This is a genomic window from Streptococcus panodentis (assembly GCF_017884005.1).
Lineage (GTDB): Bacteria > Bacillota > Bacilli > Lactobacillales > Streptococcaceae > Streptococcus > Streptococcus panodentis.
This window is the reverse complement of sequence record NZ_QFAY01000015.1, coordinates 40,809-59,777: the sequence shown is the minus strand read 5'-3', so window position 1 is coordinate 59,777 and position 18,969 is coordinate 40,809. Positions and strand designations below refer to the sequence as shown.

The window sequence follows — 18,969 nt, the reverse complement described above, 5'->3', positions numbered from 1 at the left end:
AATCGAAGATAACAAGGGATAAGCGTCCAGTCAGCGGGCAATACCTCATCTCATTGCCTCACGGAGCTGAAACGCTTTTGTTCCAGCCTCTCTGTCCCGCTGCCAAAACTGCCGCAAACCGATGCCGGCATGATGGGAGCCTCTCTCAGCTCCTCTTCGATTTTCAAAGAACCGCCTGAAACCTTTCTATATTTGCTCCTTATAAAATGGGCGGTGGGACAGAACTAAATTTTGAAAAAATTTAGTTCGTCGTCCCAGCCCCGCGAGGATGATTAGGAGCTTTTTGGAGTCTAAAAGACGAACAAAAAGTCCAATCAGCTACCGCGTCAAGAGTTTTTTTCCAAAACAAAGCGAGACTGAAAGACTTTTTATACGGTATCTTCCCAAAGATAGCTCCCTCTGTGGGTGAGGGCGCAGCCATCATGGGAGTCTGTCTCAGCCTCTTTTATATTCAGATTCGATGATACTGCTCAATGGCAGCCATCAGCAAACCAGGCAGGAGCTGCCCCATCAAAAACACTTGTAGATGAAAGACCGCAGGGAAGTGTCAAAAGCAGGGCAGGGCGACGCTGACATAATTTGAAGAAATTTTCGAAGAGTACAAGAAACAATCAGTATGCGTCAAACAAAAAAACATCACTCCAGTCTGTTAGCTTGAAGTGATGTTTTTAGCTAGGATGCATTTTTTAACCTAGTAGGGTGACAACGATGGGGACCACGATGACAAAGAGAAGAGTCGAGAGCGTAACGACATTGGTGGAAAATTCAACATCGCCATCGCCTTGGCTGGCCAGAATGGGCAGAACGGCCAGAGCCGGAGCAGCTGACTGAACAACGAAGGTCTTGAATTCGGCTGTCGGCATACCGCTCGCCGCCATTTTCAGCAGAACATACATGATAGCTGGCGCTAGGATAAAGCGGCCGACAAGGGTGATGATGGTATCGCGATTAAAGCGGATGGTTTTCAGGCCGGCCTTCGCTAGGACAATTCCGATATAAATCAGAGACAGCGGTGTGACCAAGTTTCCGATGTAGCCTAAGGTGCTGCTGGCAAAGTCAGGCACTGGAATCTTCAGCAGCAGGAAAACCAGAGCAACTAAAAATCCAATCAGCGGTGCAGGCAGCAGCTTTTTCCAATTAAAGGCAGCTGCCTGTTTGCTTTGGCCGGACTTGCTGTCAGTTGTCATCAGATAAACGCCCAAGGTCCAAGTCGAAATAGTATTGGTAATGTAATAAATCAGAAAATAGGGCAGGGCTTCATTGCCAAAGAGGGCGATATTGAGGGGCAGGCCGATAAAAATGGTATTGGCATTGACAAAGGTATTGATCATGGTTGCCCTGCGGCCGGGCCGGACACGGAAGATGTTAACCGCTGCAAAGGCCAAGATATAGCTGAGGATAAAGGCGGAAAATGTATAGATAAGGCCGCCGGACAGACTGACCAGCTTGTCAACGGTCAGATATTTGAGGACAGAGACAAAGATTGAAACCGGCAGGGCCACATTCATAATCAGTTTAGAAAGATTAGCAGCAAAACTGTCTTCAAACCAGCCTCGGACCTGCAGAAAGTAGCCCAAAATAATGATGACAATAATCGGAATAATGCTTTGAATAGAAGTGAAGAAGATTTCCATAGAAAAGAACACCTCCTAGTATTGAGGATACCATTTCAAGTCTTGCACTGCTTTTTTCATATCCTTTTCCTGACTTTGGGCCAGGCCTTGCTCCTGTGCCTTTTGGGCGACAGCTTCTGCAACCTTGACAGAAACTTCTGCTACATTTGCAAAGGGCGGCAGGACTGGGGCACCCGGCTGGCTTAGGTCTACAATCCCGCTGAGGGCATGGGCGGCCGCACCAATCATCTCATCGGTCAGCAGTTTGGCTTCAGATGCCAGCATACCGAGACCCAGACCGGGATAGATGAGGGCGTTGTTAGCCTGGCCGATTTGGTAGGAAACGCCTTTATGGTCAACATTGTCTGCTGGAATCCCTGTGGCAACAAAAGCCTTGCCGTCTGACCATTCAATCAAATCTTTGGCAGCTGCTTCTGCTAATTTTGTGGGGTTGCTGAGCGGGAAAATGATTGGGCGCTCTGTGTTGGCACACATGGCTTCGACAACTTCCTTGGTGAAACTGTTAGGCTGTGTAGAGGTTCCGACCAAAATCGTTGGCTTGACCGTTTTGACGACAGCCAGAAGATCTGTTAAGGCATCCGCATTGGCGAAATCCGACCGCTTTTTAGCGAAAGGTCTTTGCTCAGGTGTCAAATCGTCCATGTCATCAAAGAGCAGTCCCTGCTTGTCAACCATAAAGAAACGCTGATAGGCTTCCTCTTCTGAGAGGCCTTGGTCAACCATCTCGCTCAGGACACGGGAAGCAATTCCCGCACCAGCTGTTCCGCCGCCGTAGCAGAGATAGACTTGGTCTGTCAGCTTTTCGCCTGTAATATCCAGCGAACCGTAAATCCCGCCCAGCGTGACAATGCCGGTTCCCTGAATATCATCATTGAAGGTAGGGATTTTATTCTTGTACTTCTTGAGGATAGTGGCAGCATTGAGACGGCCGAAGTCTTCCCAGTGCAGGTAAAGTTTAGGGAAGAGCTTTTCAGCAGTCTCAACAAATTTTTCAATGAAATCATCGTAAGCTTGTCCGCGGACCCGTTCGTGGCGGTTGCCCAGATAGTTAGGATTGTCCAGCAATTCCTTGCGATTGGTGCCGGCATCAATTACCAAAGGCAGCACCGTCGCAGGGTCAATCCCCGCAGCACCGGTGTAAATCATGAGCTTGCCGACAGAAATGTCTACCCCATTGGTCCCCCAGTCGCCGATACCGAGAATCCCCTCAGCATCTGTCACGACAATCAAGCGAATATCGCGGTCTCCTGCTGCATTTTTGAGCGTGGCTTCGATATTTTCGGGGTGATGGATATCCAGATAGGCTGCATACTGCGGATCTACGAAGAGGTCGCTGTAGCCTTCGATCGTTTCAGCAATGGTGGGGTCATAGACGATGGGGTTAAACTCTCCGATATGCTGGCTGAAGAGATAGTAGAAAAGCCGGCGGTTGGTATTGAAAATCTCCATCAAAAAGAGCCGTTTCTCCAGATTGCTTTGTTTTTTGAGGTAATGCTGATAGGTCTGCTCGGCCTGTTCTTCAATGGTCTGTACAGAAGGCGGCAGAAGTCCTACCAGTCCCAGTTCCTGACGTTCTGCCTGTGTAAAAGCTGTTCCCTTATTTAAAAAAGGGTTATTGAGCAGTTCATGTCCTTTCATGTGTCTTCCTCCGATAAATATTATTGATAAGAAAGTTTTCTTACGCTTACATCATACTGCTCTGCTCTCCTTATAGTCAAGTGCCGCAGTTCTTATAAAAAATATTTATAGACAGTTCAATTTATGGTAAAATAAGAGCTAAAGGAGGGCAGCATGAATATACGCGATTTGGATTATTTTTATCAGCTTTCTGTCTTAAAGTCTTTTACAGAAACGGCCCAGCATTTTCAGGTCAGCCAGCCCACTATTACCTATGCTGTAAAACGGCTGGAGAAGGAATTTCGCTGCCTTCTGGTGGAGAAAACTTCTGCCAACCGGGTCGCTCACTTGACGGTTCAGGGCAGGATTCTGGCGAATCTGGCCCAAGATATGCTGCTGAGGGTAGAGAAAGCGGACAAGGCCATTCAAAGAGCCAATCAGCAGGAAAGCAGACTGGGCTTTCCTCCCATCATTTCAGAAGATGTCTTTTCACGATTGGACGCTCCTGAGGAGGAATTGGCCCTGCTAAAATCAGTTACCTTGGTACGCGGCGGTTCTAAGGAGCTGTTGGATGCTCTCCTGGCCGGAGATTTGGACATGAGTCTTCTGGGCAGCCTTGAGCCTCTCAGCTATCCAGAGCTGGTCAGCAGAGAGCTTTACCGCAGGGAATTTTATCTGGTCATGTCAGCTGAACACCCTCTGGCAGAAAGCAGGGAGCTGAGCTTTGAAGCGGTTTTGCAGGAGAAGTTTATCCTGCTGGATGAGCACAATGTGCATCTGGCTGCCTTTCACCATCTCAACAGCCGCTGCCAGCATGCTGCTGAAATCGCTCTGAAACTGGATGATCTGATGTTTATCGGACAGATGCTTCGCAAAAATATGGGAATCAGTCTCCTGACAGACACCATGATGACCAATGAATTTGCTGATTTAGTCAAAATCCCGCTGGCTGCAGCGGATAAAATTTATTTCCATGTATCCTATGCCTATCCCCAAAAGCATGTCTTATCCGAACAGCTGGAGCCTTTTGTCAAAGCTTTGGAGCAGATAGAGCAGTAGGAGATTGCTGAGGCAGAATCGTGAGGACTCTGTGATGATTGATTCCCTTTGATTCGATTGAACAGAGGCTGTTTTTTCTGTCCTGTCCTGCAATTTTCCAAGGCTGAGACCGATATTTTCCGCACTTTTTTGGTATAATGAAAGTTATGAAAAAATCAGAAAGGAAGCGCTATGCCAGATTATTTGTCGGTTTCGACCCTGACCAGATACCTGAAGCTGAAATTTGAGCGGGATCCTTATTTGGAGCGGGTTTATCTGACCGGCCAGGTTTCCAATTTCCGCCGGCGGCCCCAGCATCAGTATTTTTCTCTCAAAGATGAAAAGGCTGTGATTCAGGCGACTGTCTGGTCCGGTGTCTATCAAAAGCTGGGCTTTGAGCTGGAAGAAGGCATGAAAATCAATGTCATCGGCCGGGTGCAGCTTTATGAGCCGGGCGGGTCCTATTCTATTATCATTGAAAAGGCAGAGCCGGACGGCATCGGAGCTTTGGCCATCCAGTTTGAACAGCTCAAGAAAAAGCTGGGTGAGGAAGGTCTTTTTCAGGAACGCTTCAAGCAGTCCTTGCCCCAGTTTCCTAAGAAAATCGGTGTTGTCACCAGTCCCAGCGGCGCTGTCATCCGTGACATTATCACCACCGTCAGCCGCCGTTTTCCCGGTGTTGGCATTCTTCTCTATCCGACCAAGGTGCAGGGAGAAGGCGCGGCCGGCCAAATTGCAGCCAATATTCGCCGGGCCAATGAACGGGATGACTTGGACGTGCTGATTATCGGCCGGGGCGGCGGTTCCATTGAGGACCTTTGGGCATTTAATGAAGAAGAGACCGTCCGGGCCATTTTTGAGTCAAGGATTCCGATTATTTCCAGTGTCGGTCATGAGACAGATACGACGCTGGCTGACTTTACAGCCGACCGCCGGGCTGCAACGCCAACGGCTGCAGCTGAGCTGGCAACGCCGGTCACCAAGCTGGATTTGCTGGGGCATCTGCAGCAGCAGGAAAACCGTCTGGTAAGAGCCGCCTCCAATCGGATCAGCTATCAGCGGGAACGCCTTCATACATTAGCCCAGTCGGTTATATTCCGCCAGCCCGAGCGGCTTTATGACGGCTATTTGCAGAAATTGGATCAGCTCAATCTGCGATTAAAGCAGAAAATTCGCGAATATTATAGTGAGGAGCAGCAGCGGGTCCGGATCTTGCAGCACCGTCTGGAAAGTCTGAGTCCGCTGGGCCGGCTGGAACGTTACCAAGAACGTCTGAGCCAGCAGGAGCGCCTGCTCCGCAGCAATATGGCGGTCATTTATGATCAGAAAGTGGCCCAGGTTCAGAGACTGTCTGATGCGCTGCTCATGCTGGATACCAGCCGGATTGTCGCGCGGGGCTATGCTATTGTCCAAAAGAATCAAAAGGTTGTCGAGTCCGTCGCAGCCGTACAAGAAAAAGATCAGCTGACCCTGCTCATGCGGGATGGCCAGCTGGAAGTTGAGGTGAATCATGTCGAAAGAAAAGAAATTTGAAGCGAATCTGGCAGATTTGGAGGCGATTGTCCAAAAGCTGGAAAACGGCGATGTCGCTCTGGAAGAAGCGATTGCAGAATTCCAAAAGGGCATGCAGCTTTCAAAAGAGCTGCAGAAGACACTGGATCAGGCGGAAAAGACGCTGGTCAAGGTCATGCAGGCAGACGGAACAGAAACGGATATGGAATGACGAGAGATGAGAAAATCAGGCAGCTAGAGCTGACGATTGATGAATTTTACAGGCAAAAACAGATATCTCCTGACTTGACAGAGGCCATCCTTTACTCGCTTCAGGCAGGCGGCAAGCGTCTCCGGCCCCTGCTGCTCTTGGAGCTGATTGAGGGCTTTGGCTTGGAGCTGACGCGGGCCCATTATCAGGCAGCAGCTGCTCTGGAGATGATTCACACCGGCAGCCTCATTCACGATGATCTGCCGGCTATGGACAATGATGACTACCGCCGCGGCCGTCTGACCAGCCACAAGAAGTTTGGCGAGGATATGGCCATTTTGGCTGGGGACTCCCTCTTTTTGGACCCTTACGGCCTTTTGGCTAAGGCTGAGCTGCCCAGTCAGGTAAAGGTGGACCTGATTGCTGAGCTGTCTCAGGCTGCGGGGACCTTTGGCATGGTGGCCGGGCAGGTCCTGGACATGCAAGGGGAAGGCCGAGACAGCAGTCTGGAAGAGCTCAAAAGAATCCATGCTAACAAGACGGGAAAACTCCTGACCTATCCCTTCGTGGCTGCTGCTTTGATTGCTGGGGCGGAGCCGCTCATTCAGGACAAGCTGCGCCGCATCGGTCAGCTTTTGGGGCTGGCTTTTCAGGTAAGGGATGATCTGTTAGATGTGACAGCCAGTTTTGAGGAGCTGGGCAAGACCCCGCAGAAAGACTTGGCAGCGGCCAAGTCCACCTACCCAGCCCTTCTGGGGCTGGAGGAGGCGGCAGCCTTTTTCAACGACTGTCTTGATCAGGCCGCAGTCCTCTTGACTGATGTGGAGCGCAGCGCGGTTTTTTCCGGTACTGAAATAAAAAAAATAATAGAAGGTTTACGATTGAATGGCTAAGGAAAGAGTAGATGTTCTGGCCTATAGACAGGGACTTTTTGAGACCAGAGAGCAGGCCAAGCGCGGAGTCATGGCCGGTTTGGTCATCGCTGTTCGTGACGGCCAGCGGTTTGACAAGCCCGGTGAGAAGATTGAGGAGACGACAGAGCTCAAACTCAAAGGGCAAAAACTTCCCTATGTCAGCCGCGGCGGGCTGAAGCTGGAAAAAGCGCTGCAGGCTTTCGGCCTCTCAGCGGCAGGTAAAATTGCGCTGGATATTGGCGCTTCAACCGGCGGCTTTACGGATGTTCTGCTGCAAAAGGGAGCGGCCTTGGTCTATGCAGTTGATGTCGGCACCAATCAGCTGGCCTGGAAACTCCGTCAGGATGAGCGGGTCGTCAGTATGGAGCAGTTCAATTTCCGCTATGCGCAAAAAGCAGATTTTGAAAAGGAGCCCAGCTTTGCCAGCATTGATGTCAGCTTTATCTCGCTCGGCCTGATTCTGCCGGCTCTGCAGCAGATTTTGGCTGCGGAAGGGCAGGTGGTGGCCCTGATTAAGCCTCAGTTTGAGGCCGGCCGGGAGCAGATTGGCAAGAAAGGCATTGTCAAAGATCCAAAGGTGCATGTGACCGTGCTGGAAAAGGTCACTGCCTTGATGCTGGAGGCTGGCTTTTCAGTCAGGGGACTGGATTTCTCCCCTATTCAGGGCGGACAGGGCAATGTGGAATTTCTGGCTTATCTGCAGAAGAGCCCTCAGCCGGAAAATCAAGTGAAAGAGTTGATACAGGCTGTTGTTGAGGCAGCCCACAAGGAATTTAAGGATGAATAAAAAGGATAGATTAGAAAAGATTAGACGTTTTGTCAGCGACTATGACATCGGAACTCAGGAGGAAATTGTCGAACATCTCAGGCAGTCAGGGATTACAGCCACTCAGGCGACTGTTTCCCGCGACATCAAGGAGCTGGGCATTGTCAAGATTCCGCTCAAGGACAATACTTATATTTATGAGCTGCCCAAGACGATGACCAGCAGTCTGCGTCTGGCAGAGAATAATATTCTGTCCTGCCATGTTTTGGGAAATATGATTAACCTGACTCTGGTGCCGGGCAGCACAGCCTTGGTCAAACGCCACCTGCGGACGGAGTTCGCTCAGGAGCTGTTCAGCATTATCGCCGATAATGACAGTATTCTTATGGTAGCAGTGACCGAGCAGGCTGCTGACAGCATTTCAAATATCATTCATCATTGGTAGGAAAGCCTATGTTATTAGAAATTTCAATTAAAAACTTTGCCATTATCGAGGAGATTTCCCTCAGTTTTGAGCAGGGAATGACTGTTCTGACTGGGGAAACCGGGGCCGGTAAATCCATCATCATCGATGCGATGAATATGATGCTGGGCAGCCGGGCGACCACGGATGTCATCCGCCACGGGGCAGCCAAGGCTGAGATTGAGGGCTTTTTTTCCTTGGAAAACAGCCGGGCGCTGCAGGAGCTCTTTGAAGAGCAGGGCTTGGAGCTGACAGATGAGCTGATTATCCGCCGGGAAATCCTGCAAAACGGCCGCAGTGTCAGCCGGATTAACGGCCAGATGGTCAATTTGTCAGTCCTGCGGGCTGTCGGCCAGCATTTGGTAGACATCCACGGCCAGCACGATCAGGAAGAGCTCATGCGCTCTCAGCTCCATATTGCCATGCTGGATGCGTTTGGTCATGAAGCGTTTCAGGAGCTCAAAGGGCGTTATCAGGAGACCTTTGACCGCTACCGCAAGCTGCGCAGACAGGTCCTGACCCTGCAGAAAAGCCAGCAGGAGAACAAAGCGCGGATTGACATGCTGGAATTTCAGATTGCCGAGATTGAAAGCGCAGATTTGAAGAGCGGCGAGGACTTGGCCCTGCATCAGGAGCGGGACCGCCTGCTCAATCACAAGCTCATTGCCGATACGCTGACCAATGCATCCCGTTTGCTGGATAATGAGGAATTTTCCAGTCTGGCCAATGTCCGCTCAGCCATGAATGATCTGGAATCAATCGAAGAATACGATCCGGCATACAAGGACTTGGCAGGAAGCCTGTCCGACAGCTACTATGTTCTGGAAGATGCAGCTAAACGCTTAGAGGATATTCTGGATGGGCTGGATTTTGACAGCAGCCGGCTTCTGCAGCTGGAGAGCCGTTTGGACTTGATTAACAGCATCACCCGCAAGTACGGCGGCGGAGTTGATGATGTGCTGGATTATTTTGCTCAGATTTCAAAGGAGTACCATCTGCTGACTGGCAGCAATCTGTCTTCGGATGATTTAGACAGGGACCTGAAGCTTCTGGAAAGGGAGCTGGTCGGTCTGGCTCAGGAACTCAGTCAGGCCCGGCATGAACTGGCCCAGCAGCTGGAAGCAGAAATCAAGCAGGAGCTGCAGGATCTCTATATGGAAAAGGCCGATTTTCGGGTGCAGTTCAGCAAGGGAAAGTTTAACCGCGAGGGCAATGAGCAGGTCGAGTTTTATATTTCGACCAATCCGGGAGAGGACTTTAAGCCCTTGGTCAAGGTCGCATCAGGCGGAGAGCTGTCCCGGCTCATGCTGGCCATCAAGTCAGCCTTCTCCCGCAAGGAGGGCAAGACCAGTATCGTTTTTGATGAGGTGGACACCGGTGTTTCCGGCCGGGTAGCCCAAGCAATTGCCCAGAAAATTCACAAAATCGGATCCAACGGGCAGGTGCTGGCCATTTCTCACTTGCCGCAGGTTATTGCCATTGCGGATTATCAGTTCTTTATCGAGAAAATTTCGGATGAAAATTCGACTGTCTCAACGGTCCGCCTGCTGACGACGGACGAGCGCGTGCAGGAGGTGGCCAAGATGCTGGCAGGAGAAGATGTCACCGAGGCTGCTCTGACGCAGGCCAGAGAATTATTGAAGAAATAAACCACTGCGTCATGCAAATCAAACGATAGAATATGAGGAGCTGGGTATTTTTCATACGGTATCTTCCCAAAGATAGCTCCCTCTGCAGGTGAGGCGCAGCCATCATGGGAGTCCTGTCCCAGCCTCTCTTTAGGAGGTGACAAGTATGACAGACTATTTTGCAATCGGGGATGTCCACGGCAAGGCCGGCATGCTGGACGAGCTGCTCCAGCATTGGGACGGCCAAAGCCAGCTGGTTTTTCTGGGCGATTTGATTGACCGTGGCGAGGACAGCCGAGCAGTCTTGGAGCGGGTCAAGGGCTTGGTGGACCAGAAGGGAGCGATCTGCCTGTCTGGCAATCACGAGTATATGTTTCTGACCTGGCTGGACAATCCTGAACAGTCTTATGACCATTACCGGCGCAACGGCGGTGATATGACGATTAATTCGCTCTTGGGCCGGGCCTTGGATGCGCCTGTCGATGGAGTAGCGGATGCTGAGCGGGTCCGGACAGAAGCAGCTGAGGTGGTGGCCTTTATCCGCCAGATGCCTTTTATCCTTGAGACAGAGAGGTATATCTTTGTCCACGCCGGACTGGATTTGAGCCTGCCTGACTGGCATGACACATCTGACTATCAGAAGGTTTGGATTCGGGCGCCTTTTCATGAGGGATTCAACCGCACTAGCAAGATTATTGTCTTTGGCCATACGCCTACTTTTTATCTGTTGCATCAGGCACCGGGTACGGATCGCCTCTGGATGACAGAGGATCATAAGATTGGCATGGATGGCGGGGCTGTTTATGGCGGAGTACTCCACGGGGTGCTCTTTGGAAACAGCGGAATCATGGAACGATTTTTTATTAAAAATGACAGCTGGACAGCATTGGAGGGCTGAAAGTCTGACGATGAGAATTCCTGCTGGGCAGCTGTCCGAAAGTAAAGCTGCTGGCGGTGGGATAGAAGCGCATCTTAAAAATTAAAAAATAGACCTGTTGGGAGACTGATGAGTATTTTTCCTTTGGCTTTCTTTGAATAGTGAGAAACAGAGCCTTAATAGTCTCTTAACAGTGCTAGGACGTGTCAACTGCCTTTGCGGTCAGCGGTCCAAGGCTGCAGTGGAGTCTTGGAGGCTGCAGATGAAAGACCGAAAGGAAGTATCAATAGTCCAGCTAAGCTAATGATATGAGAGTGGGACAGACTCCCATGATGGTTGCGTCCTCACCCACAGAGGGATGTATCTTTGGGAAGATACTGTATAAGACTCATCCACCAACTCCAAACCTTCCCCGGAGCTTGTGAGCGAGGCAGGCGAAAAGATCTCAGACTTTTCATTTAGCAGTGAACCGACGGAGTTGTTTGCTTATGTACCGACCGCTTAAGGCGAAGGGGCTCAGTATAGGGTTTCCGAATAAGTCTAATATCGTCATTTAGTTTATCTTTTATTACTTTGTTAGCTCGCCTTGCCGTACGCCAGTACTGTCTGCGGCTCGCTGCCTCGTACTAAAAGCAAACAAAAAGACTATACATAAAAAGATTGGGAACTCCCAATCTTTTTATGTATTATTCTATTTGCCGGCGTAGTCCTTGACGTCCTCAATCATGAGTTTGGTCGATTCCAATCCGCCGCCGCTCAGATACCAGAGGTCGGAGGTCAGGCTGACGATAGCCTTGTTTTTGCCGGCATTTGTTTCTTGGATGAGGCTGTTATCCAGAATGCCTTCATTGGAAGAGTTGTCACCGCCGATAGCCAAGGTTCGGTTGACGACAAAGAGAAGATCCGGATTGATTTCCTTGATACTTTCAAAGCTGACTTCCTGTCCGTGGCGTGAATCTTCAATTTTGGCATCGGTCGCTTTGAACTTCAGGGTATCATAGAGAAAGGCGAAGCGGGATTTTGCTCCAAAGGCTGACATGGAGCCTTCATTGAGCATCAGGGTCAATGCTTTTTGCTGAGACTGATTATTGGCGGCAGCCACTGTTTGGATTTCCTTATCCAGACTGGCCAGTTGGCTTTCGGCTTCTTTTGTGCCCTCCTGACCGAAAATGCTGGCCAGAGACAGGATGTTGTTCTTGGTAGAGGTCCAGTAATCGCTGTTATCAGACTCAAAGACAACGGTCGGTGCGATTTCCTTGAATTGGTCCAGGTAATCTTCGGTCCGGGCAGAGGCGATGATCAGATCAGGCTGCAGAGCATCGATAGCATCTATATCCGGCTCCTTCATGGTTCCGACATTTTTGATGCTGTCCGGCAGATTTTTAAGGTATTCCGGCAGAGTCTCTTTTGGCATGCCGGCAATACTGTCTGCCTTTCCCAGAGCCCGGATTGTATCGGCAGCACCAAGGTCAAACACGACAATTTTCTTGGGATTGCTCGGCACCTTGACATCGCCGTTGCCGGCCTTGACAGTGACTTGACTGGCAGACTTGGAAGAGTCGCTGCTCTTTGCATCAGACTGCTGGCTGCTGCCACAGGCTGCTAGAAAAATGAGGGTAAAAACTGTCAGGAAGGACAGAAAGAAGTATTTGCGGTTCTTTTTCATATAACTAAATTTCCTTTCATAACAATAAGGGTGCTGATACTCACACGATGAGTACAGACACTCGGTTCAGGTGTATGGGCAGGCTGCAGGGACTGCATCAGACATAGATGCAGATTTTCTTGCCCCTGATTTCGCCCAGAGTAATATCCATTTCGTAGAGATTATCCAGAATCTCTTTCTGCATGACTTGGTCCGTCCTTCCTTTATAAAAGAGTTTTCCTTCTTTAAAGGCTACGATTTCGTCGACATACTGGCTGGCGATATTGATGTCATGAATAACAATGACGATAGTCTTGCCCAAGTCATCGACCAGCGAGCGCAGGATTTTCATCATCGCAATACTCTGCTTGATGTCCAGATTGTTGAGCGGCTCATCCAGCAGGATAAAGTCGGTATCCTGGGCCAAGACCATAGCGATAAAGACTCGCTGCAGCTGTCCGCCGGATAAGGTGTCAATATAGCGCTCCTTGAGACTGGCAATATCCAGATAGCACAGAGCCTGCTCTATCTGCTCCCAATCCTCCTTGGTCAGCCGGTCCTGACTGTAAGGGAAACGGCCGAAGGAAACCAGCTCCTCTACTGTCAGCTTGGACTGGTAGTTGATTTTCTGCTTGAGCATGGTCAGCTCCTTGGCCAATTCTCTGGAATTCCAAGCCTCGATTTCCCGTCCTTTGATACTGAGAAAGCCCTGATCTTTTTTGAGCAGCCGGCTCATGACGGAAAGCAGGGTAGACTTGCCGGCACCGTTAGGTCCGATGAAGGCAGTAAATTTTCCCGCTGCTATCTCCAGTCCAATATCGTCCAGAATCAGCTGGCCGCCGAATGATTTGCGAATATCTTTTAGCTGCATACTAACGCTTTGCCTCCTTGTACAAAAGATAAAAGAAGAAGAGTCCGCCTGTGAGCTCAATCACCATACTGACATTGACCTGCAGCTGGAAGACCCGCTCGACCAGAAACTGTCCGCTGACCAGAGCGATGAAACCCAGAAGACTGGCTGTCAGAAAGAGTCGCTGGTGCTGGTATTCCCTGACAAGCAGATAGGTCAGATTGGACATCATAAAGCCGAAAAACAGCATAGGGCCGACCATGGCGGTGGCAGCGGAGGTCAGAAGGACAATGGCCCAGAGCAGTTTTTGCTGCTCTTTTTCCACCTCGACTCCTAAAATCGTTGCAGTTTTTTTATCCAGATGAAAGACATTGAGGATGGCATTTTTACGAATCAGATAGGCAGATGCCAGCAGAATCAAGACCGCTGCCGGCCAGAGAATGCTGCTGTTTATCCGCTGAAAGGAAGGAAAGAGCTTGCCCTGCAGCTTATCGTATTCATTGGGATCCATCAGGACCTGCAGGAAAGTGCTGGCGCTGCGAAAGAGAGTTCCCAGAGCCATGCAGATCAGCAGGATAAAGACGAATCCCTGCTGCAGCAGTTTTTTAAGAGCTGGCTGCAGGCAGAAGAAGAAACCGCACTGGATAAGCAAGACCGCTGCAAATTCAAGGAGCGGATTGCCCGTGCTGCCCAGAAATTTGCTGACAAAAAAGAGATAAACGGTCTGCAGGAAAACATAGAGAGACTCCATGCCCAAGACACTGGGAGTCAGAAAGCGATTTTCCGTCACTGTCTGAAAACTGATGGTCGACAGACTGGCGGCCGCAGCCACCAAAGCATAGGCCAGAAGCTTCTGAGAGCGCAGCCGAAAGGCGAGGCGGGTCAGGGGCCGGTCCAGCGGGACAAAGTAAAGGACCGCTGCCAGTATGGCTAGAAAGAGCAAAAGCAGGAGCAGTTTTTTGGTCTGGCTTTTCATTTTATTCATGGGCAGCCCCCCGCCACAGGAGATACATAAAAGCCAGACTGCCGCAGATGCCCAAAATCAAGCTGACCGATACCTCATAGGGCCGAATGACCAGCCGGGCTGCTATATCACAGATCAATACCAGACAAGCTCCTGTTAATGCAATGATGGTTTTGATACGCTTGATATGGTCGCCGCAGAATTTGCGCACCAGATTGGGCACAATGACCCCCAGAAAGGGCAGAGAGCCCACTGTAATCATGGTGACACTGGTCGTAAGGGCTGTCAGAAAGAGGGCCAGTCCTTCCATTTTGGCATAGCGGATTCCCAGATTCTGACTGGCTTCCTCCCCCAGATTCATGATGGTGAAGGTTGCTGACAGCCGCCAGACTGCCAGCAGGATAGCCAGACTCAGGAAAAGCCACTCATACTGATGGCGCTGAATCATGGAAAATGAACCCTGAGTCCAGGAGGTCATACTCTGCACCAGATTAAAACGGTAAGAAATGATTTCCCCTGCTGCTCCAATGACTCCGCTGTAGATTATTCCTACTAATGGCAGAAGCCATTTTTCCTTAAATGAGAATTGTCTGACAAATCTAATGAAAAAAATAGTAAAAAAAATAGAAGACAGAAAAGCAAAGAGCATCTTTTGCGCCAGTGTGGCAGACGGAAAGAAAAACAGACTGATTAGCATTCCCAGCTTGGCCGCATCGACTGTGCCGACTGTACTGGGCGCCGCAAAGGGATTTTGTGTAATGGTCTGCATGAGCAGTCCAGACATGCTCATGCTGGAACCTGCCAGAAGAATGCTGATTGTTCTGGGAAGCCGTGACTCCAGAAAGAGCAGCCAAGTCTCTGGGTCTCCAGCCAGCAGTCTGGTCCAGGAAAAGGAACCTGCACCGATGCTGAGCGAAAGCAGGCAGAGCAAGAGGCAAAGAATTCCTAATAATTTTGTCGCTTTCATTATCAGCCCCCTTCTCCTGAAATTAAACTTCCATAAGAAGCTATAATAATAGACTAGCAGAAATAAGGAAAATAGTCAAATATTTTTAGAAAATTCTTTGACACAGGGCAGCCTCCGTGTTAAAAATTAGCAGCTGTGCAGCACTGTTTTTAGCAGACTGGCTCGGAAACCTTCTTTTTTCTGCACTAGGAGCCTCTGTTTACCTGCTGAACAGCCGCTGCAAGGCTCTGTAAAGGAATTTTTACCCAATTTTAAAAAAGCTCAAATAGATTAAGGGAAGAAAACAGGGAGATTAAGTTTTGACAACTTCGGCCTAAATGCAAGCTTTCTTAGGATATTTACCCACAAAGCTGCAAAATTTGGTATAATGTTTCTAATATCAAGTTTAATTAAGATTCAAAGTAGGACCAATATGACAAACATTAAAATTGTAACGGATTCATCAATTACGATTGAACCAGAGCTGGTAAAAGCATTCGATATTACAGTTGTTCCCCTGTCCGTTATGGTGGACGGTGTCGTTTATTCTGACACTGATCTAAAGGAGGGAGAGTTTCTGCGGCTGATGCAGTCCAGCAAGATGCTGCCTAAAACCAGTCAGCCGCCAGTAGGCGTCTTTGCGGAAGTTTTTGAAAATCTGGCAGCAGACGGAGCTCAGATTATCTCGATTCATATGTCGCATGCCCTGTCCGGCACGGTGGAAGCCGCCCGCCAGGGAGCGACTTTGGCCAATGCGGATGTGACAGTTGTCGACAGCTCTTTTACAGATCAGGCTATGAAATTTCAGGTCCTTGAAGCGGCTAAAATGGCTCAGGAAGGCGCCCAATTAGCAGCTATCCTGCAGCGGATCGAGGAAGTAAAGGAGAAGACCGAACTCTATATCGGCCTGTCTACGCTGGAAAATCTGGTCAAGGGCGGCCGGATCGGCCGTGTTTCCGGCCTCATCAGCTCCCTCTTAAATATTCGGGTTATCATGCAGATGAAGGATCATCAGCTGGAGCCGATTGTCAAGGGACGAGGAGCCAAGACCTTTAAGAAATGGCTGGACGATTTGGCAGAAAACCTGAAAAGCAAGCAGGTGGCAGAGATTGGAATTTCCTATGCCGGAGGGCCGGAATTTGCCAATGAAATGAAGGCAAGATTACAGCCATATGTCGAAAAGGCGATTTCCGTTCTGGAAACGGGCTCTATTATCCAAACACACACAGGAGAAAATGCCTGGGCGGTGCTGATTCGTTACCAATAAAACCACAATAATTTAGAAAATAAGGGGTTTAGGACTTGACCTAAAAGGATTTTTTAGATATTATATTATTTGTTAGGGTGTTAACCCAAAAAAAATTGGAGGATTTGTTAAATGGCTAACAAACAAGATTTGATCGCAAAAGTAGCAGAAGCTACAGAATTGACTAAAAAAGATTCAGCAGCAGCAGTTGACGCTGTCTTCGCAGCAGTAACTGAATTCCTTTCAGCTGGTGAAAAAGTTCAGCTTATCGGCTTTGGTAACTTTGAAGTTCGTGAACGTGCAGCTCGTAAAGGCCGCAACCCACAAACTGGTAAAGAAATCAAAATCGCAGCTTCTAAAGTACCAGCTTTCAAAGCAGGTAAAGCTCTTAAGGATGCTGTAAAATAATTGCCAATAAAAAGCCTGTCGCTTCGGCCTTTGCTGGGGGCGGCAGGCTCTTTTTTTTTGTTCTCAGGGGCCAGTGCAGTCTTTTCATTTATCTTTTATGACTTGCTTAGCTTCAGCAGTCCGGGGGCTGCTGGGGGTTGGGGATAAGGAAGGACGCTCGGTTTTGATTTTTCAAAAAGTCTGACAGGTCCGCCTTCATTGTCCAAGCGCAGCAGAAAAAGTGGATGAAATTCATTTCCGAACCAGTCTTATACAGCTTGTAAAAAGCAAAGTAAAAATGAAGGGAATTGTCCATAATCGGAAGAGAATCTTCAGGTTCGAACATTTTTAAAGACCTAAACGAAAAAGTTTTAAATTTTAGCAATAAGCCTTTTAAATCATAGTTTTATATGATAGAATAGATGGGACATTTCTTTTGACGCAATGATGACAACATCATGAAAAAGTTTAGGAGGTTAGAAATGAAATGGAAATCGCATAAGGGCTTACTGTGCCCTCGTCATTCTGCTGCCCGCAAGCTTCAGGCGCTGATAGGGCTGGCTGTCATTCTATTTTCAGTCCTTCTTTTCCCCATACAGACCCTGTCTGCCTTGGAGGAGATTAAGGACAGCACGGATATATCGGCTTTGAATATTCAAAAGTTTGACTTGAATGTCAACAATGTCAGCGTCCTGTCTAAGTCGTCAGCTATCGAACAGGTCCATCTGACCAATCCCCACTATGAATATCTAAGCGGTTCGTCTTATCCAGGAGAGATGGAAAATTTCGCTCTTAAGGTGGATAAGTCCAAAAAAGAGGATCAAACCTTTGATAAACCTCTGTCCCTTAAGTTTTCCAATGTCGGAACGGCTTATGGCAAGCAGGTGGATGCCTATCTGACCTTTAATAAGGTGACGCTGCATTATCTGAATTCATCAACAGCAGCTGCTGAGATGGATAATGCTCAGAAGAACGCCGTAGAATTTTTCTCCATTTCAGAACTGTGGGAAAAGAGCGCTTTTGAGATTGGCAATATCCCTTATGTCGATGCTGCTCATAACAACATCATGAACAAGGCTTTCTGGGTAGAGGCTGATGTGACGGCAGAACTGCATTATTCAGATGGTTCGGATACAGACCTGAAGCTGGTCATGAAGCCGACAGATATTGATGTGGTTGACCACCTCGGTCTGAAAGAGTCTTTCTATATTAATGACTACCAAAATGCTGTTGACAAGCGTTTGCTGAATACTGCCAATGCTCTGAATCAATCGGACAAGGGGAATCAGACAATTTGGGAAGCAACGACTTCGACTAGCGGTGCCTATAATGAAAATAACATCTCCGGTCTGGCTGTCCGCTCGACGGACAACAAGCTGAATTTTGGTTATTTATCAACAGAAGCCTGCTCAGCGGTCTTTGGTCTTTATATCGAAAAAATTGATCCCAGACCAACCTTAGAAGTTGATCCAGTTAAGGTTCCGGCTAAGGCAGGACAAGAAGTGACCTATAAGGGAACCTTTAAAATCCCAGTTCCTGGTAAGGACATCCTAGCGACACCGACGACGATTGAGATGACGGAAACTTTCGATGAGCGTCTGGACTATAAGGCGCTCAAGATTGAAGCGGGCGGTACTGCTCTGAAGGAAGGCACTGACTACACGATGGAGCAGAAAGGTCAGACTGTCACAGTCAAGCTGACGCCAGAATATATCAAGGCAAACGCTTCTCAGGATATTGTCATCACCTATCAGACAGCCACTAATCAAAAGGCAGCAGAAAAGGGTGCTGCAAGGATTGAAAATACAGTCACCCTGAAGGTGGACAATCTTTCAGCACCGTCTAATACAGTTTCTACCAGCCTGCTTTATGAAAAGAGCTATGAGTTTGTCAGCGGCACAGCCGGCAAGGAACTGCCGCAGGAAGTCAAGGACTTGCTTCCGGCAACGGAAAAGAATCTGGAGAACGGCACTCAGGTAACGCCGACAGCGCCAGCTCCAACTCAAGTACAGACTGCGGACGGCACTTGGACTTTCAAGTCTTATGATAAGAGCGAAGAAACCATCAATGGTGCGGATGTGAAGTTTGTCGGCACTTGGGAATTCACTCCAGCGGCGACTTACAAGGCCACGCATGCATTTGTCAGCGGCACAGCCGGTAAGGACCTGCCGCAGGAAGTCAAGGACTTGCTTCCGGCGGACAAGACCGACTTGGCCGATGGCACGAAGACGACGCCAACCGCGCCGTCACAGACAGAGGTCAAGACTGCGGACGGTACTTGGACTTTCAAGT

At 49.0% G+C, this 18,969-nt stretch carries 17 protein-coding genes (1 of these 17 cut by a window edge); 11 read left to right on the top strand and 6 right to left on the bottom strand.

The genetic code is table 11. From position 1 onward, the window contains the following. Positions 1-686: 686 nt before the first annotated feature. Together DHL47_RS07955 and DHL47_RS07950 are read right to left on the bottom strand one after the other, a co-directional pair. The gene (locus DHL47_RS07955) at positions 687-1,634 is read right to left on the bottom strand and encodes an AEC family transporter (RefSeq protein WP_209551499.1); all 948 of its coding nucleotides are present in this window, start codon (positions 1,632-1,634) and stop codon (positions 687-689) included. 15 nt (positions 1,635-1,649) lie between these two features. Continuing rightward, complete coding sequence (locus DHL47_RS07950) at positions 1,650-3,272, bottom strand: malolactic enzyme (RefSeq protein WP_209551498.1); 1,623 nt, start codon at positions 3,270-3,272, stop codon at positions 1,650-1,652. A gap of 153 nt (positions 3,273-3,425) precedes the next feature. Between DHL47_RS07950 and DHL47_RS07945 the strand changes: the two genes are divergently transcribed. The 8 genes from DHL47_RS07945 to DHL47_RS07910 all read left to right on the top strand — a co-directional run bounded on the left by DHL47_RS07945 (position 3,426) and on the right by DHL47_RS07910 (position 10,660). After that, the gene (locus DHL47_RS07945; RefSeq protein ID WP_128837043.1) at positions 3,426-4,310 is read left to right on the top strand and encodes a LysR family transcriptional regulator; all 885 of its coding nucleotides are present in this window, start codon (positions 3,426-3,428) and stop codon (positions 4,308-4,310) included. Between the two features lie 171 nt (positions 4,311-4,481). Beyond that, a complete protein-coding gene (gene xseA / locus DHL47_RS07940; protein WP_209551497.1) occupies positions 4,482-5,822 on the top strand; it encodes an exodeoxyribonuclease VII large subunit in 1,341 nt (446 codons plus the stop codon). Next, entirely contained in the window at positions 5,800-6,012 is a 213-nt protein-coding gene (locus DHL47_RS07935) for an exodeoxyribonuclease VII small subunit (RefSeq protein WP_128837042.1), read from the top strand. The genes xseA and DHL47_RS07935 overlap by 23 nt, the downstream gene beginning before the upstream one ends. After that, positions 6,009-6,884, top strand: coding sequence for a polyprenyl synthetase family protein (locus DHL47_RS07930; RefSeq protein WP_209551496.1), 876 nt, complete (start codon positions 6,009-6,011; stop codon positions 6,882-6,884). Before DHL47_RS07935 ends, DHL47_RS07930 begins: the two co-directional genes overlap by 4 nt. After that, entirely contained in the window at positions 6,877-7,692 is an 816-nt protein-coding gene (locus DHL47_RS07925) for a TlyA family RNA methyltransferase (protein ID WP_209551495.1), read from the top strand. Before DHL47_RS07930 ends, DHL47_RS07925 begins: the two co-directional genes overlap by 8 nt. Beyond that, on the top strand, positions 7,685-8,116 hold the full coding sequence (locus DHL47_RS07920) for an arginine repressor (protein ID WP_128837039.1): 432 nt from the start codon (positions 7,685-7,687) through the stop codon (positions 8,114-8,116). The genes DHL47_RS07925 and DHL47_RS07920 overlap by 8 nt, the downstream gene beginning before the upstream one ends. Before the next feature lie 8 nt (positions 8,117-8,124). Beyond that, complete coding sequence (recN, locus tag DHL47_RS07915; RefSeq protein WP_209551494.1) at positions 8,125-9,783, top strand: DNA repair protein RecN; 1,659 nt, start codon at positions 8,125-8,127, stop codon at positions 9,781-9,783. A gap of 145 nt (positions 9,784-9,928) precedes the next feature. After that, on the top strand, positions 9,929-10,660 hold the full coding sequence (locus tag DHL47_RS07910) for a metallophosphoesterase family protein (RefSeq protein ID WP_209551493.1): 732 nt from the start codon (positions 9,929-9,931) through the stop codon (positions 10,658-10,660). A 670-nt stretch (positions 10,661-11,330) separates the two neighbouring features. Here DHL47_RS07910 and DHL47_RS07905 read toward each other — a convergent pair. The 4 genes from DHL47_RS07905 to DHL47_RS07890 form a co-directional block, all read right to left on the bottom strand. Then, on the bottom strand, positions 11,331-12,305 hold the full coding sequence (locus DHL47_RS07905; RefSeq protein WP_209551492.1) for a siderophore ABC transporter substrate-binding protein: 975 nt from the start codon (positions 12,303-12,305) through the stop codon (positions 11,331-11,333). Positions 12,306-12,402: 97 nt separating this feature from the next. Next, positions 12,403-13,155, bottom strand: a complete 753-nt coding sequence (locus DHL47_RS07900; RefSeq protein ID WP_209551491.1) for an iron ABC transporter ATP-binding protein — start codon at positions 13,153-13,155, stop codon at positions 12,403-12,405. A 1-nt stretch (position 13,156) separates the two neighbouring features. Then, positions 13,157-14,119 (bottom strand): iron chelate uptake ABC transporter family permease subunit, encoded by a 963-nt coding sequence (locus DHL47_RS07895; protein ID WP_209551490.1) that lies wholly within the window; start codon positions 14,117-14,119, stop codon positions 13,157-13,159. Next, complete coding sequence (locus DHL47_RS07890; RefSeq protein WP_209551489.1) at positions 14,112-15,065, bottom strand: ABC transporter permease; 954 nt, start codon at positions 15,063-15,065, stop codon at positions 14,112-14,114. The genes DHL47_RS07895 and DHL47_RS07890 overlap by 8 nt, the downstream gene beginning before the upstream one ends. Before the next feature lie 412 nt (positions 15,066-15,477). On the opposite strand from DHL47_RS07890, the gene DHL47_RS07885 reads away from it, so the two are divergent. The 3 genes from DHL47_RS07885 to DHL47_RS07875 all read left to right on the top strand — a co-directional run. Beyond that, positions 15,478-16,311, top strand: coding sequence for a DegV family protein (locus DHL47_RS07885; RefSeq protein ID WP_128837034.1), 834 nt, complete (start codon positions 15,478-15,480; stop codon positions 16,309-16,311). Between the two features lie 111 nt (positions 16,312-16,422). Next, on the top strand, positions 16,423-16,698 hold the full coding sequence (locus DHL47_RS07880; protein WP_128837033.1) for an HU family DNA-binding protein: 276 nt from the start codon (positions 16,423-16,425) through the stop codon (positions 16,696-16,698). A 461-nt stretch (positions 16,699-17,159) separates the two neighbouring features. Then, on the top strand, positions 17,160-18,969 hold the 5' portion of the coding sequence (locus DHL47_RS07875; RefSeq protein WP_209551488.1) for an LPXTG-anchored SHIRT domain periscope protein. 830 nt of this gene lie beyond the right edge of the window; the window shows 1,810 of its 2,640 coding nt (coding positions 1-1,810); its start codon is at positions 17,160-17,162; the stop codon falls past the right edge of the window.